Origin of the sequence: Pseudomonas frederiksbergensis (assembly GCF_003732275.1) — a bacterium.
Taxonomy (GTDB): domain Bacteria; phylum Pseudomonadota; class Gammaproteobacteria; order Pseudomonadales; family Pseudomonadaceae; genus Aquipseudomonas; species Aquipseudomonas frederiksbergensis_H.
The window spans coordinates 137,965-153,539 of sequence record NZ_MOBM01000039.1 but is presented as its reverse complement, the minus strand read 5'-3'; the positions used below and the strand labels follow the sequence as shown (position 1 = coordinate 153,539).

The 15,575-nt window shown below is 60.7% G+C and carries 10 protein-coding genes; 2 read left to right on the top strand and 8 right to left on the bottom strand.

The features are described from left to right. Positions 1-3: 3 nt before the first annotated feature. The 7 genes from BK662_RS26610 to BK662_RS26580 all read right to left on the bottom strand — a co-directional run bounded on the left by BK662_RS26610 (position 4) and on the right by BK662_RS26580 (position 10,974). Positions 4-2,721, bottom strand: coding sequence for a nitrate reductase (locus tag BK662_RS26610; protein ID WP_123360044.1), 2,718 nt, complete (start codon positions 2,719-2,721; stop codon positions 4-6). Beyond that, a complete protein-coding gene (gene nirD / locus BK662_RS26605) occupies positions 2,721-3,038 on the bottom strand; it encodes a nitrite reductase small subunit NirD (RefSeq protein WP_007902067.1) in 318 nt (105 codons plus the stop codon). Before nirD ends, BK662_RS26610 begins: the two co-directional genes overlap by 1 nt. Next, positions 3,035-5,488, bottom strand: coding sequence for a nitrite reductase large subunit NirB (nirB, locus tag BK662_RS26600; protein WP_123360043.1), 2,454 nt, complete (start codon positions 5,486-5,488; stop codon positions 3,035-3,037). The genes nirD and nirB overlap by 4 nt, the downstream gene beginning before the upstream one ends. Before the next feature lie 431 nt (positions 5,489-5,919). After that, entirely contained in the window at positions 5,920-7,590 is a 1,671-nt protein-coding gene (locus tag BK662_RS26595) for a bifunctional protein-serine/threonine kinase/phosphatase (protein ID WP_123360042.1), read from the bottom strand. Between the two features lie 7 nt (positions 7,591-7,597). Beyond that, on the bottom strand, positions 7,598-8,809 hold the full coding sequence (locus tag BK662_RS26590) for a nitrate/nitrite transporter (protein WP_008006983.1): 1,212 nt from the start codon (positions 8,807-8,809) through the stop codon (positions 7,598-7,600). Between the two features lie 362 nt (positions 8,810-9,171). Further along, positions 9,172-9,747, bottom strand: a complete 576-nt coding sequence (locus BK662_RS26585) for an ANTAR domain-containing response regulator (RefSeq protein ID WP_008006986.1) — start codon at positions 9,745-9,747, stop codon at positions 9,172-9,174. Positions 9,748-9,762: 15 nt separating this feature from the next. Further along, on the bottom strand, positions 9,763-10,974 hold the full coding sequence (locus tag BK662_RS26580) for a CmpA/NrtA family ABC transporter substrate-binding protein (protein ID WP_123360041.1): 1,212 nt from the start codon (positions 10,972-10,974) through the stop codon (positions 9,763-9,765). A gap of 229 nt (positions 10,975-11,203) precedes the next feature. Between BK662_RS26580 and BK662_RS26575 the strand changes: the two genes are divergently transcribed. Further along, positions 11,204-12,223 carry a quinone-dependent dihydroorotate dehydrogenase gene (locus tag BK662_RS26575; RefSeq protein ID WP_123360720.1) on the top strand — a complete coding sequence of 340 codons (1,020 nt, stop codon included), beginning with the start codon at positions 11,204-11,206 and terminating at the stop codon, positions 12,221-12,223. A gap of 244 nt (positions 12,224-12,467) precedes the next feature. Here BK662_RS26575 and BK662_RS26570 read toward each other — a convergent pair whose 3' ends face one another. After that, positions 12,468-12,683 carry a BatR family protein gene (locus tag BK662_RS26570; protein WP_003223300.1) on the bottom strand — a complete coding sequence of 72 codons (216 nt, stop codon included), beginning with the start codon at positions 12,681-12,683 and terminating at the stop codon, positions 12,468-12,470. A gap of 529 nt (positions 12,684-13,212) precedes the next feature. Between BK662_RS26570 and rlmKL the strand changes: the two genes are divergently transcribed. Next, positions 13,213-15,483 carry a bifunctional 23S rRNA (guanine(2069)-N(7))-methyltransferase RlmK/23S rRNA (guanine(2445)-N(2))-methyltransferase RlmL gene (gene rlmKL / locus BK662_RS26565; RefSeq protein WP_123360040.1) on the top strand — a complete coding sequence of 757 codons (2,271 nt, stop codon included), beginning with the start codon at positions 13,213-13,215 and terminating at the stop codon, positions 15,481-15,483. The last annotated feature ends 92 nt before the right edge of the window (positions 15,484-15,575 follow it).

The window sequence follows — 15,575 nt, the reverse complement described above, 5'->3', positions numbered from 1 at the left end:
TCCTCACGAGATGACGGCGACCGGCTGCGCAGTGGCGGCCAGCAAACGCTTGATTTCCGGGACGCAGGAGCCGCATTGCGTGCCACAACCCAATTCTTGTTTCAAACCCTGCAAATCCAGACCACGGCTGATACCGGCACAGACCGCGTTCTGGCTGACGTTCATGCAGTTGCACAGGGTTTTGGTGCCTGATGCCGGACTGCCAGCGCTGCCCGGTGGCGCACTCAAGGGCGCCAGCAGCCAACGGCGCAGCTGTTCATCGGCGCGGCCTTCGAGCCACAGGCTTTGCAGCCAGTGCTGGGCGAGGGTTTCACCGGCCAGGCGAATCGCGGTGATCCGACCGTTTTCGATCCGTACCCGCTTGCCGATCGAGCGCCGAGGATCGTCGTAGGCCAATACCGGGCCGTCGTTGAGGCCCAGACATTGATCGATATCACGCAACAGCTGTGGTTCTGGCGCGGTGGCGCTGGCGGCACGTATCAGCAGTGCAGGGCGCTCACGGCCCGTAAGACTGAGGCTTGCGTAGGAAAACGCCTCGCAGAGCGGCCGTAGCGTCTCCAAGTGCTGCTGAACATCGCCCTCTATCAGGGCGAAAAGCTGCCAAGGCAATTGCACAGGCTCGAGTCGCACACCGCTGTGTTTGAGTTCCGGTTGTTTCGACAATGGGTCGAAGGCGGGAAGGGTGAGGGTATTCACGCCGCCCTTGAGAAAGCGGTCGCCCCAGTGCATCGGCAGAAACGCCTGGCCCGGACGTACGCTGTTATCGCTGCTGACCGGCACGATCACCGAGCCCCGGCGACTTTTCAGATTGATCAGATCGCCCGGTTGCAAGCGATGCCGACGCAGTTCATCCGGGTGCAGGCTCAACACGGCTTCGCTGACATGGCCGAATAGCTGCGCGGCGGTGCCGGTGCGGCTCATGCCGTGCCATTGATCGCGCAGGCGGCCGGTAATCAGGGTTAGCGGGAAGCGCGCATCGCGTTGTTCCTTGGCGGCGCGATACGGGTCGGTGACGAACTGTGCATGCCCGCTGGCAGTAGGGAAAACTCCGTCGAGATACAGTCGCGCCGTGCCTTCGCGGGCACCAGCGGGGAAAGGCCATTGCTGCGGACCGAGCTGGTCGATCAATTCATGGCTGATTCCGGACAGGTCGAGGTCGCGACCGCGAGTCAGGTGTTTGTATTCGTCGAAGACCTGTGCCGGAGTTTCAAAGGCAAATAGGCTGGTTGCTCCAGGGCGCAGATGTTTTTCCAGGCGCTGTGCGAAATCCACGGTGATCGCCCAGTCGGGCCGTGCTTCACCGGGTGCGCCGATGGCCTGACGGACGTGGGAAATGCGCCGTTCGGAGTTGGTGACCGTGCCGTCCTTTTCGCCCCAACTGGCGGCGGGCAGCAGCAGGTCGGCGAACGCGGCGGTTTCGGTGGTGCGAAAGGCTTCCTGCAACACCACGAACGGGCACGCCTGCAGTGCCGCGCGTACAGCGGTCTGATCAGGCAGCGATTGTGCAGGGTTGGTGCAGGCGATCCACAGGGCTTTGATCTTGCCGCTGCGCATCTGCTCGAACAGTTCGATGGCCGTCAGCCCGGTGTTCTCGGGCAGTTGATCAACGCCCCAGTAGTCGGCCACTTGCGCGCGGTGTTCGGCATTGGCTGCTTCGCGATGGCCTGGCAGCAGGTTCGACAAACTGCCGGTTTCCCGGCCGCCCATAGCATTCGGCTGACCAGTCAGCGAGAAAGGTCCTGCACCGGGCCGGCCGATTTGTCCGGTGGCCAGGTGCAGGTTGATCAACGCGCTGTTTTTCGCGCTGCCGGCGGTGGACTGATTCAGACCCATGCACCACAGCGACAGAAAACTCGGCGAAGTGCCGACCCATTCCGCGCATTGATGCAGTTGCTCGACGCTGATGCCGCAGAGTTGCGAAACCATTGTCGGGGTGTAATCACGCACCAGGTTTTTCAGCTCGGCCAAGCCTTCGGTATGGGCCTTGATGAAATCGCGGTCGACCCAGTCTTCCCACAGCAACAGATGCAAAATCCCGTGAAACAAGGCGACGTCGGTGCCGGGGAGAATCGCCAAATGCATGTCGGCCAAATCGCAGGTGTCGGTGCGCCGTGGGTCGATGACGATGACTTTCATCTGCGGCCGACGGGATTTGGCTTCTTCCAGACGACGAAACAGTACCGGGTGGGCGTAGGCCATGTTACTGCCGACGATCATCACGCAGTCGCTCAATTCCAGGTCTTCATAGCTGCAGGGCGGAGCATCGGCGCCGAGGCTGCGCTTGTAGCCGACCACCGCCGAAGACATGCATAGCCGTGAATTACTGTCGATGTTGTTGGTGCCCACCAGCGCCCGCGCCAGTTTGTTGAAGGCGTAATAATCCTCGGTCAGCAACTGCCCGGAGATATAGAACGCAACGCTGTCCGGGCCGTGCTCGGCGATGGTTTCGGCAAAGACGCTGGCGGCGTGATCGAGAGCCGTGTCCCAGTCGGTGCGGCTGCGGGCCAGGCCTTTGCCCAGGCGCAATTCCGGGTACAACGCCCGTGCCGTCAAGTCGCCGGTCAGGTGCAGGGTCGAACCTTTACTGCACAATTTACCGAAGTTGGCCGGGTGCGCCGGATCGCCGCTGACGCCGAGGATGCGCTCGCCGTCGTGTTCGATCAGCACGCCGCAGCCGACCCCGCAGTAGCAGCAGGTCGAGGCGGTGATGTGCTTGTCCATCAGCTTGCTTCCCGTAGAGCCAGCAGCACGCGGCCGTTCTCGACCCGTGCCGAATGATGATGGGCGCAGCCGATATCCGGGGCCTGGGCCTCGCCAGTTTCCAGGTCGATCTGCCAGTTGTGCAGCGGGCAGGCCACTCGTTTGCCGTAGATCAAACCCTGGGACAGCGGCCCGCCCTTGTGCGGGCAGCGGTCGTCGAGGGCGAAAACCTCATCGTCGCTCGTACGAAAAATCGCGATGTCGCCTTTCGGGCCGGCGATGATCCGCGAGCCAAGGGTGTTGATCTCTTCCAGTGCGCAGATATCCAGCCAGTTCATACCGACACCTCCAGGTTCTTCACGGGAATGACCTCGAATTCTTTTTTCAGCAGCGGCTGTTCGAGGCGTTCCTTCCAGGGGTCCTGCTCGAACGACAGGGAAAATTGCAGGCGATCATTCAATGCCTTGCGCCGCTCCGGGTCTTCCAGCACGGCTTTCTTGATGTGCTCCATGCCGACCCGTTGCAGGTAGTGCACGGTGCGCTCTAGGTAGAAGGCTTCTTCGCGATACAGCTGCAGAAAGGCGCAGTTGTATTCGCGCACCTCTTCGGCGGTTTTCAGTTTGACGAAGAACTCCGCGACTTCGGTTTTGATCCCGCCATTGCCACCGATGTACATCTCCCAGCCGGAGTCCACGCCGATAATTCCGACGTCCTTGATCCCCGCTTCCGAGCAGTTGCGTGGGCAACCGGAGACGGCCAGTTTCACTTTGTGCGGCGACCACATGTTGAACAGGTCGTGCTCAAGCTCGATGCCCAGTTGCGTGGAATTCTGGGTGCCGAAGCGGCAGAACTCGCTGCCGACACAGGTTTTTACGGTGCGGATGGATTTGCCGTAGGCGTGGCCGGACGGCATGTCCAGGTCTTTCCAGACGCCAGGCAGGTCCTGCTTTTTGATCCCCAGCAAGTCGATGCGCTGGCCCCCGGTGACCTTGACCATTGGCACGTTGTACTTGTCGGCCACGTCGGCAATGCGCCGCAGCTCTGAAGGATTGGTCACACCGCCCCACATCCGCGGGACTACAGAGTAAGTGCCGTCTTTCTGAATGTTGGCGTGGGCGCGTTCGTTGATCAGGCGCGATTGTGGATCGTCCTTGGCTTCGCCTGGCCAGGTGGAAATCAGGTAGTAGTTGAGGGCCGGACGGCACGTGGCGCAACCATTCGGGGTGCGCCAGTTCAGGTAGCTCATGGTGCCGGCGATGGTCAGCAGGTGCTGGTCGCGGATGGCTTGGCGGATTTGCCCGTGGTTGAGGTCACTGCAACCGCAGATGGCTTTTTCGCTTTTCGGTTTGACGTCCGCCGCACCGCCCACGGTATTGATCAGGATCTGCTCGACGAGGCCGGCGCAGGAACCGCAGGAACTGGCGGCCTTGGTGTGTTTCTTCACGTCGTCGACGCTGAACAGACCGTGTTCCTGAATGGCCTTGACGATGGTGCCTTTGCACACGCCATTGCAGCCGCAGACTTCGGCGGTGTCGGCCATGCTCATGGCTTTGTCCTGGCCCTGGTGTCCTACATCGCCTAAAGCATTTTCACCGAACATCAAGTGATCGCGGATCTCGCCGATGCCATGGTTCTCACGGATCTGCCGGAAATACCAACCGCCATCTGCCGTATCGCCGTACAGACAGGCGCCGACCAACACGTCATCCTTGATCACCAGTTTTTTGTAGACCCCGCCGATCGGGTCGGAGAGGGTGATGGTCTCAGTGCCTTCGCCACCCATGAAGTCGCCAGCAGAAAACAGGTCGATGCCAGTGACTTTCAATTTGGTCGAAGTCACCGAACCCTTGTAGGTGGCGAAACCCAGTTGAGCAAGGTGGTTGGCGCATACCTTGGCCTGTTCGAACAGCGGCGCGACCAGACCGTAGGCGATGCCACGATGGCTGGCGCATTCGCCGATGGCATAGACCCGAGGGTCGTAGGTTTGCATCGTGTCGTTGACCAGAATCCCGCGGTTGCACGGGATGCCGGATTTTTCCGCGAGTTCGGTATTGGGGCGAATACCGGCGGCCATCACCACCAGATCGGCGGGGATGATGTCGCCGTTCTTGAACTGCACCGAGCCGACCCGGCCATTGCCGGCGTCGTGCAGGGCTTGGGTTTGTTCGCACAGGCGAAAATGCAGGCCACGGGCTTCCAGGGCGGTTTGCAGGAGTTGGCCACTGGTTTTGTCCAGTTGCCGTTCCAGCAGCCATTCGCCGATGTGCACGACGGTGACGTGCATGCCGCGCAGCATCAAGCCGTTGGCGGCTTCAAGACCCAGCAGGCCGCCGCCGATGACCACGGCGTGCTTGTGGGTCTTGGCGGTGTCGATCATCGCTTGGGTGTCGGCAATGTCGCGGTAGCCGATCACGCCCTGCAAGGTGTTGCCGGGGATTGGCAGGATGAACGGGGTCGAACCGGTGGCAATCAGCAGACGGTCGTATTCGGCCTCGGTACCGTCCTCGGCGATGACCCGGCGTTTGACCCGGTCGATCTCCACCACTTTGCGGTTGAGCAGCAGCTTGATGTTGTTTTCCAGGTACCAGTCCAGATCGTTGAGCACGATCTCTTCGAACGTCTGTTCGCCGGCCAGTACAGGCGACAGCAGGATGCGGTTGTAGTTGGTATGGGGTTCGGCGCCGAAGACCGTGATGTCGTACAGCTCATTACTCAGCTTGAGCAGTTCTTCCAGGGTACGTACCCCGGCCATGCCGTTGCCGATCATCACTAGTTTTAGTTTTTTCATCAGGTTCTCCGGGGAGCTCGGGCCTGCCTCATCAGGGCATTCAGGCCTTGCTCGACAAAATTTTGCGCAAACAAAAAAAGGCGTCCCGCTAGTTAACTAGCGAGGACGCCTTTGTCCTTGTCCCGTTCTCTCGGGCAGCGCAGCCTTCTACGTTGAAGGTTGGGCTTTATGTATGTTGGGAAAGGTAATGCAGTGGTTGTGCCAAGTTGTTAAGTGGGCCGGATTTGTTGTGTTGAAGGCGGTTTGTACAGATCGTTATGGCGGTTTTTGCACCGAATCGAAGCATGTTGCCCAGTAATGGAGCGGGTTGCCGATGGACTTGGAGTGACTATGCGTCCGTCATCGCGAGCAGGCTCGCTCCCACATTAATTATGTGAACGCCGGAAATCCCCTGTGGGAGCGAGCCTGCTCGCGATGGGCGCTACGCGGTATCAACCATGTAACAGCAAAAACAGCAGCACCAGATTCACCAGCAACGACACCAGCGCCAACGTCCGCCAGACCTTCAGCGGTTCGCGCTCCAGCAACGGTCTGGGGCGCACGCTCAAACTGCGTCGTTCTCCCTGTTCCAGCAGCAACAACCATTCTTCCGCCGTTTCAAAACGCTGATCCGGAGCCACCGCCACCGCGCGCTCCAGGCTTTGCGCGATCCATTCCGGCAGGTCGGGCCGGTAGCGACTGGCGCTGACAGGCACACCAAACCGAGGGCGCTGGAACGCTTCGATTTCGCCGTAGGGATAATGCCCGGTCAGTAGGTAATACAAGGTCACGCCGACTGCATACAAATCCTGTTGTGGTGTAGGAGGGTCACCTCGAAAGGCTTCCGGCGCGATATAGCTGGGCGTTCCGGGCAGGGCGCAAGCTTGATCTTCGGACAGCCCGGGGCAGTAGGCGAGGCCGAAATCCAGCAGGCGCAACTCACCGTCGTCGCCCAGCAACAGGTTCTCCGGTTTGATATCGCGATGCAGAATTTGCCGTCGATGCAGTATGCCGACGGCCCGCAGCAGGCGTTCGGCCAGGTCCAGCCATTGAGCCAGTGGCAGTGTTGCGACACGCTCATGCAGCTCAGCCAGGGTAGACCCGGAATATTCACGCATCACGTAGTACAAATGCTGACGCTGACTGGCGGCATGTACTTCAGGAAAATGCCGCCCGGCCACACGCTTGAGAAACCATTCCTCCGACAACAACGCCTGCCCGGCCCGATGATCATCACGGAGCGCACTGGGCAAGGTTTTCAGCAGCCAGGGCTGTTGTTGTGCGTCGCGCACCCGATAGAGCAGTGATTGCTGGCTCTGGCCGAGGATCCCTTCGACCTGCCAGCCTTCGAAGGCCTGGCCCGGCTTCAGCGCAGGCGGGAGTGGCCATTGCTGCAGATGAATCAGTGCATCGCCAATGCTGGTTTCACCGAGGGCATCGACCCGCACCAGCAGGGCACTGGCATTGTCCTGACTGCCGGCCAGGTGCGCAGCGCTGACCAGGGTCTGCGCGGCACTGCTCAGGTCAGGTTGATCGCGCAGAATCGCTGCAATGGCCGTGTCGCCCAGCACGGCCCAAATGCCGTCGCTGAGCAAGACGAAACTCTCGTTCAAGCGCAGTTCGCCATCGAGAAAGTCCAGCACCAGGTGTTGATCCAGCCCAAGGGCCCGCTTGAGCACATGCTGCATGCCCGGCTGGTCCCAGACGTGATCCTCACTCACCCGTTGCAGCGTGTCGGCGTGCCAGCGGTAAACCCGACAATCACCGACATGCGCCAGGGTGAAACGCCTGCCGCGCATCACCAAGGCACTGACGGTGGTCAGCAGCGGTTGCCCGCCACCGTTAGCCTGCAACCAACGATTTTGCGCCAGCAGCAAACGATCCAATGCCTGGGCGACGCCCCAGGTTTCCGGGGTGGCGTAGTAGTCCAGCGCCAAGGCCTGCAAGGTCGAACGGGCCGCAAGACCGCCATCGGCGCATTGGCTGACGCCGTCGGCGATGGCGAACAGGTAACCCTTGCTCGCCGCCAGCGCCGGGGCCGGAGTGACCAGGCGCAGAGCGTCCTGGTTCTCCTCGCGGGGGCCGATGGCGCTGTGTTCGGCGAAGCTCAGTTGCAGGCTCATTCAGTCCTCACACCCGTGCTGCGGTGACGGCTGCCGAACCCCAAGTGGTTCTCCAGCGACGTTTCACACCGTGCAGGCCGAACCAGGCAAGTACACCGAGGCTGGCGAACAACCACAAGGCCAGTTGATAGCTGCCAGTGCTTTGCTTGATCGCGCCCATGCCGGCTGCCAGTGCGAAGCCACCGATGCCGCCGGCCATGCCGATCAACCCGGTCATCACACCGATCTCCCGACGAAAACGCTGCGGGACCAACTGGAATACCGCACCGTTGCCTGCACCCAAACCGAGCATGGTGCAGACGAAAAGCGCCAACGCGGCGTAGGAACTCGGCAGATTGAAACCCACCGTTGCAATACAGATCGCCGCCACGGTGTACATCGCCAGCAGGGTGCGAATCCCGCCGAAGCGATCCGCCAGCGCGCCGCCCAACGGACGCATCAGGCTGCCACCGAACACACAAGCAGCAGTGTAGTAGCCGGCGGTCACCGGGCTCAGGCCGTATTGGTCGTTGAAGTAGCCGGGCAGGGCGCTGGCCAGACCGATGAAGCCACCGAAGGTCACGCTGTAGAAAAACATGAACCACCAGCTGTCGCGATCACCCAGGGCCTTGAAATAGTCAGACACGGACTTGGCTTTTGGGCGCTCGGGTGCATTTTTGGCCAGCCAGGCGAAGACGATCAGGGTCAGGATCAGCGGGATCAGGGCGAAGCCGAACACGTTGCTCCAGCCAAACGCGGCGGCCAGTACCGGGGCGATCAAGGCAGCGAGGACGGTGCCCGAGTTACCGGCACCGGCGATGCCCATGGCTTTGCCTTGGTGCTGGGGCGGATACCATTGCGAGGCCAACGGCAGGGCGACGGCGAAGGACGCACCGGCCATGCCGAGGAACAGGCCCAGCAACAGCGCTTGCTCGTAACTGTGAATACCGACTTTCCAGGCGACGAACAGGGCGCAGATGACGATCACCTGGCCGATTATCCCGGCGGTTTTTGGCGACAGGCGATCAGCCAGCAGGCCCATCGCAAAGCGTAATACAGCCCCGGCCAGAATCGGCGTGGCCACCACCAGCCCGCGCTGTTGGGTGGTCAGGTGCAGATCAGCGGCGATCTGCACCGCCAGAGGGCCGAGCAGGTACCAGACCATGAAGCTCAGATCGAAATAGAGGAAGGCTGCGAACAGTGTCGGGGTATGGCCGGATTTCCAGAAGCTTGAATTCATCGCGCACCTCAGCTGTCAGGCGTATCAAGAAGGAGTCATGAGCTTGCAGGTGGGGCGCCGCAACGGCCGCACCACCAGCCCCGGTCTCTGGGGCCAAAACGGAAAAACGCCGCTACCCGATCCGCCAAGGGGGCGAATGAGGTAAGCGACGTCTTTGTCGTAGGTGGGGCAACCGCCGTTGGTTACCTTGCAGGGATTTACTAAGCGAGATTTGTGCCAACAATCTGCTTTTGTGGCGAGGGGGCTTGCCCCCGTTCGGCGGCGAAGCCGTCGCAAGACCTTTGTGCGAGGTCTGCATGACGGAATTTAAGGGGCCGCTTCGCTGCCCAACGGGGGCAAGCCCCCTCGCCACAATGATCGGATCAACCCAACAACTCACTCATGGCAATAATCTGCTCCGCCACCTGTATCAGCTTCTGCTGGCGGCTCATGGCCTGGCGGCGCATCAGGGTGTAGGCCTCTTCTTCGTTGCAGTCTTTCATCTTCATCAGCAGCCCCTTGGCCAGCTCGATGCGCTTGCGCTCGGCCAGTTGCTGGTCGCGGGCGTGCAGTTGCGCGCGCAGGGCCTGGTCGCTTTCAAAGCGCGCCATGGCCACGTCGAGAATCGGCTGCAAGCGTTGTGCGTGAATGCCTTCGACGATGTAGGCACTGACGCCGGACTTGATCGCGCGGCGCATCACATCGGGGTCGTGCTCGTCGGTGAACATCACAATCGGCCGTGGTTGGTCTCGGGTCACCAGCACCACTTGCTCCATCACATCGCGGCTCGGTGACTCGGTATCGATCAGGATCACGTCCGGACGCACCGTTTCGACGCGGGCGGGCAGGTCAATGGTCAGGCCGGACTCGTCGATGACCTCGAACCCGGCTTCGGTCAGCGCCGCCTTCAGACGCCCGACTTTTTTCGCAGTGTCATTGATCAGCAGGATACGCAACATATTCGTAGGCTCCTGTCAGCGGCTGGCGAGAAGGGGAGCGCTGTCGCTCATGGCGTGCAGCGTGAAGCTGCGGGCATAGCCGGCCGGGTCCGAGCCGTCCCAGACTTTGCCGTCGATCAGTTGACTGCTGCGCATTTCCTGACTCCGGGCGGGCACGCCGACAGCGGTGGCGGCCTCACGGTATAAGTCTAGTTGCTGGACCTGACGGGCCACGCCGAGGTAATCCGGGTCGTCACGCAACAAACCCCAGCGCCGGAACTGGGTCATGAACCACATACCGTCGGACAAATACGGCAGATTGACCTCGCCACCACCGTGGAAACGCATGGCGTGCGGGTCTTGCCAGCGATTGCCCAGGCCGTCGGCGTAGTCACCGAGAAAGCGTGGTTCGATGCAATCGAGCGGTGCATCCAGATATTCAGGCGCACTCAACAGTTGCGCGGTGCTGCGGCGATTTTCGCCACTGGCTTCGATAAAGCGGCTGGCCTCGAGGATCGCCATCACCAATGCCCGTGCGGTGTTGGGGTATTGCTCGACAAAGGCGCGGGTGCAGCCGAGGACTTTTTCCGGGTGATCGGGCCAGAGGGTCTGGCTGGTGGCCATCGTAAATCCCAGATTCTGCTGCACCGCACTGGCTGCCCACGGCTCGCCCACGCAGAAACCGTCGATGCGCCCGGCTTGCAGGTGCGCGACCATTTGCGGTGGTGGTACCACCACACTGTCGACATCCTGTAACGGATGAATGCCCTGGCTCGCGAGCCAGTAATACAGCCACATGGCGTGGGTGCCCGTAGGAAATGTCTGGGCGAAGGTCAGTTTTGGGCGACTTTGGTGCACATGTCGGTCCAGTGCTTCAGGACTGGTCACGTCCAGGGCCTGCAAGCCGTGGGAGAGGTTGATGCTCTGGCCGTTCTGGTTCAGGCCCATGAGCACGGCCATGTCGGTGGAGGCTACGCCGCCGATGCCCAGGTGCACGGCGTAAATCAGGCCGTACAGGCTGTGGGCGGCGTCGAGTTCGCCGCTGACCAGTTTGTCCCGCAGGTTGGCCCAGGACGACTGGCGCTTGAGGTTCAGTGTCAGGCCGTACGGTTGGGCGAAGCCCTGAGTGGCCGCGACCACCACTGAGGCGCAGTCGCTCAGGGCCATGAAGCCGAGGTTGATTGCGGTTTTTTCCGGGGCATCGCTGCCATTGACCCAGGCCAGTGGGCCGGCTGATGGTTCGTTCATCGATTTCGCACCTTCCAAAAAAAAGCGTCGTCCCAAGGCCCTTGCATGGGCAAAGCCGGGTGACGACGCCATTGTCCTTCCACTCATCCCGTCGTTGGCATGAGTGCTGATGCCTGTGACGGTGCAAGGCATATGCCATCGCTGGCTGATTTTGTTGCGCGCCTCGCGTGAAGCCCTGATGCGCGGCTATAATCGCCGCCTCTCATCGCCAACCGAGTCAAACCCGCCCATGTACACCCTGGCCCGTCAGCTGTTGTTCAAACTTTCCCCGGAAACCTCCCACGATCTGTCCCTGGACCTGATCGGCGCGGGCGGGCGTTTGGGCCTCAACGGCTTGCTGTGCAAGGCGCCGGCGAAACTGCCGGTAACGGTCATGGGCCTGGAGTTCCCGAACCCGGTGGGTCTGGCGGCCGGTCTGGACAAGAACGGCGCAGCGATCGATGGCTTTGCCCAATTGGGTTTCGGTTTTGTCGAAATCGGCACCATCACGCCGCGTCCGCAACCGGGAAACCCGAAACCACGGATTTTCCGCTTGCCGGACGCCGAGGCGATCATCAACCGCATGGGTTTCAACAACCTCGGCGTCGATCACTTGCTCGCTCGCGTGGCGGCAGCCAAGTACAAGGGCGTGCTGGGCATCAACATTGGCAAGAATTTCGATACGCCGGTTGAACGTGCGGTCGACGACTACCTGCTCTGCCTGGACAAGGTCTATGCCCACGCCAGCTATGTGACGGTCAACGTCAGTTCGCCGAACACCCCGGGCCTGCGCAGCCTGCAATTCGGCGATTCGCTCAAGCAGTTGCTCGCCGACCTGGCCACCCGCCGGGCGGAACTGGCGCTGCGTCACGGCAAACATGTACCGCTGGCAATCAAGATCGCGCCGGACATGACCGACGAAGAAACCGCTCAAGTCGCCCAAGCGTTGATTGAAACCGGGATGGACGCGGTGATTGCCACCAACACCACCCTGAGTCGCGTCGGCGTCGAAGTCATGGAATATGGTGATGAGGCGGGCGGGTTGTCCGGCGCACCGCTTCGCGACAAGAGCACTCACACGGTGAAGGTACTGGCGGCGGAACTGGCCGGTCGCTTGCCGATCATCGCTGTGGGCGGCATCACAGAAGGCAAGCACGCGGCTGAGAAAATCGCCGCGGGTGCGAGCCTGGTGCAGCTCTACTCCGGCTTCATCTACAAAGGCCCGGCGCTGATTCGTGAATCCGTAGACGCCATCGCAGCCCTGCGCTAATCCCTGTGGGAGCGAGCCTGCTCGCGATGACGGATTGACAGGCAACATCATTGTTGAATGTTGAATCGCTATCGCGAGCAGGCTCGCTCCCACAGTGTGTTTGCAGCTCAAGGTTGAGTTTTATGCAGGCATAAAAAAGGGCTCCCCGAAGGAGCCCCTGGGCCGAAGCCCGCCGTCCGGATGGGACGTGCGTGGTTTAAGTCGTTGCGTAATCAGATTGTCGTGTCGGAGTGTGTGCCCTGTATTAGCCGACGGCGTGAAGTTCGTTGAGTCTGTGGATTCCCGCAGTGCCGGTCATACCGTCCCAGTTGTCGCCGCGTCCTTCTCGCCAGCCATTGATCCAGGCTTGGCGTACCGACGGTAGAGTAAAAGGGCAAAGCTCACGGGATTTACCACCAACGCCATATTGATATCCGCGCAAAAATGCTCTTTCCAACGGATCACGCTTAAGTCTTCTCATAGGGTGTTGCCCTCACTTGTTGACTGTATTTATCGCGTCGACCTCAATCGAGGTCAGGCAGAAAAACTCTGCCGTTGGAGGCTCGCTGCCGGCGTCGCGAGCCAAGGTGTTGACGCCGTTGCGACGTCAACCTGAGTTGAGTTCTAACCAATGCGTCACATCGAGGGAATGATCGTTTTGTCATAAGAACGTAACCATAAAGATGCTACGGCCATAAGTAACACGATATTTGTCCCGTGTTTGTTGGCCAAACCCCGGTATGATCGGCCCTGCGCGGCTCACAGGGCTGAGCCTTTAACGAAAGTGACCCCCGTTGCATTTGGGGACTATTCGACGAAGGGTCGACTTATGACATTTTGTTGCATCAACTTTTTTATCTGCCCTGACATCTAAGCTCTTTTAACCCGAGCAGTCAGGGTGGGACGGCACACCTTCGTGCCACGCGGGCGTTCTGTTAGAAAAACGCCTGATTGAAAACCGGATCGGCAATGCGTTGCCGGTTCACTTAGCTAAAGGCTCTGGAATTACCATGTCCGATCGTTTCGAACTCTTCCTCACTTGCCCCAAAGGCCTTGAAGGCCTGCTCATCGAGGAAGCCGTCGGGCTTGGCCTTGAGGAAGCACGTGAGCACACCTCGGCTGTGCGCGGCATGGCCACCATGGAAACCGCCTATCGCCTGTGCCTGTGGTCGCGTCTGGCGAACCGCGTGCTGCTGGTGCTCAAGCGCTTCCCGATGAAGGACGCCGAAGACCTCTACCACGGCGTGCTGGATATCGAGTGGCAAGACCACATGCTCAACGATGGCACTCTGGCCGTCGAATTCAGCGGTCACGGTTCGGGTATCGACAACACGCACTTCGGCGCTTTGAAGGTCAAGGATGCGATCGTCGATAAACTGCGCACCCCGCAGGGCGATCGTCCGTCGATTGACAAACTCAACCCGGACCTGCGCATTCACCTGCGCCTGGACCGTGGCGAAGCAATTCTGTCCCTCGACCTTTCCGGTCACAGCTTGCACCAGCGTGGTTACCGCTTGCAGCAGGGCGCGGCGCCGCTGAAGGAAAACCTCGCGGCGGCGATTCTGATCCGTTCCGGTTGGCCGCGGATTGCCGCCGATGGCGGCGCGCTGGCTGACCCCATGTGCGGTGTCGGTACATTCCTGGTCGAAGCCGCGATGATCGCCGCCGACATGGCGCCGAACCTGCGTCGTGAGCAGTGGGGATTCACCGCCTGGCTCGGTCACGTGCCGGCATTGTGGAAAAAACTCCACGAAGAAGCCACCGAACGCGCCGCGGCCGGCCTGGCCAAGCCACCGCTGTGGATTCGCGGTTACGAAGCTGACCCGCGCCTGATTCAACCGGGCCGCAATAACGTCGAACGTGCCGGCCTGAGCGAGTGGATCAAAATCTATCAGGGCGAAGTCGCGACTTTCGAGCCACGCCCGGACCAGAACCAGAAAGGCCTGGTGATCTGCAACCCTCCGTACGGCGAGCGTCTGGGCGATGAGGCGAGCCTGCTCTACCTCTACCAGAACCTCGGCGAACGTCTGCGTCAGGCCTGCCTGAACTGGGAAGCGGCGGTGTTTACCGGCGCCCCGGACCTGGGCAAGCGCATGGGCATCCGCAGCCACAAGCAGTACTCGTTCTGGAACGGTGCCTTGCCGTGCAAATTGCTGCTGATCAAGGTCACGCCAGACCAGTTCGTCACCGGCGAGCGTCGTACTCCGGAACAGCGCCAGATCGAGCGCGAGCAAGCTGAAGTCGAAGTCGCCGACAACGATGTGGCACCGGGCAAGTACGAGAAGTACAACAAGAACGGCAACCCGATCAAACCGGCCCCGGTGGTGATCGAGCAACCGCGCTTGAGCGAAGGCGGGCAGATGTTTGCCAACCGCCTGCAAAAAAACCTCAAGGCGCTGGGCAAGTGGGTCAAGCGTGAAGGCATCGATTGCTACCGTGTCTACGATGCCGACATGCCGGAATACTCCATGGCCATCGACCTGTATCAGGATTGGGTCCACGTTCAGGAATACGCCGCACCGAAATCCATCGACCCGGAAAAAGCCTCGGCGCGGATGTTCGATGCCCTGGCTGCAATCCCGCAAGCGTTGAACATCGACAAGAACCGCGTGGTGGTCAAACGTCGCGAGCGTCAGAGTGGCACCAAGCAGTACGAACGCCAGAGCGCACAGGGCAAGTTCAATGAGGTCAACGAAGGCGGCGTGAAGCTGCTGGTGAACCTCACCGACTACCTCGACACCGGGCTGTTCCTCGACCACCGGCCGATGCGCATGCGGATCCAGAAAGAGGCAGCCGGCAAGCGCTTCCTCAACCTGTATTGCTACACCGCGACCGCCAGCGTTCATGCAGCCAAGGGGGGCGCGCGCAGCACCACCAGCGTCGACCTGTCGAAAACCTATCTGGATTGGGCGCGTCGCAACCTGTCGCTGAACGGTTTCTCCGACAAGAACCGTCTGGAGCAGGGCGATGTGATGGCCTGGCTCGATGCCTGCCGTGACGAGTACGACTTGATCTTCATCGACCCGCCGACCTTCTCCAACTCCAAGCGCATGGAAGGAATCTTCGACGTGCAGCGTGACCAGGTGCAGTTGATCGACCTGGCCATGGCGCGTCTGGCGCCGGGCGGGGTGTTGTACTTCTCCAACAACTTCCGCAAGTTCCAGCTCGAGGAAAACCTCACCGAGCGTTATGCCGTTGAAGAAATCACCGCCCAGACCATCGATCCGGATTTCGCCCGTAATGGCAAGATTCACCGTGCCTGGAAAATCACCGCTCGCTGACCCTTAAGCACGATTGGATCCACAGGGCCTTGATTTTTAAAGGCTCTTGGGTCCTTTCAGTGCTGGTCAAATTAGTGGCTAATAGCTATAAC

Coding starts and splice junctions, on each gene's coding strand:
- BK662_RS26585 (WP_008006986.1), bottom strand. CDS start 9,747: ATGTTGCGTATCCTGCTGATCAATGACACTGCGAAAAAAGTCGGGCGT.
- BK662_RS26580 (WP_123360041.1), bottom strand. CDS start 10,974: ATGAACGAACCATCAGCCGGCCCACTGGCCTGGGTCAATGGCAGCGAT.
- nirD (WP_007902067.1), bottom strand. CDS start 3,038: ATGAACTGGCTGGATATCTGCGCACTGGAAGAGATCAACACCCTTGGC.
- BK662_RS26590 (WP_008006983.1), bottom strand. CDS start 8,809: ATGAATTCAAGCTTCTGGAAATCCGGCCATACCCCGACACTGTTCGCA.
- BK662_RS26575 (WP_123360720.1), top strand. CDS start 11,204: ATGTACACCCTGGCCCGTCAGCTGTTGTTCAAACTTTCCCCGGAAACC.
- BK662_RS26595 (WP_123360042.1), bottom strand. CDS start 7,590: ATGAGCCTGCAACTGAGCTTCGCCGAACACAGCGCCATCGGCCCCCGC.
- rlmKL (WP_123360040.1), top strand. CDS start 13,213: ATGTCCGATCGTTTCGAACTCTTCCTCACTTGCCCCAAAGGCCTTGAA.
- BK662_RS26570 (WP_003223300.1), bottom strand. CDS start 12,683: ATGAGAAGACTTAAGCGTGATCCGTTGGAAAGAGCATTTTTGCGCGGA.
- BK662_RS26610 (WP_123360044.1), bottom strand. CDS start 2,721: ATGGACAAGCACATCACCGCCTCGACCTGCTGCTACTGCGGGGTCGGC.
- nirB (WP_123360043.1), bottom strand. CDS start 5,488: ATGAAAAAACTAAAACTAGTGATGATCGGCAACGGCATGGCCGGGGTA.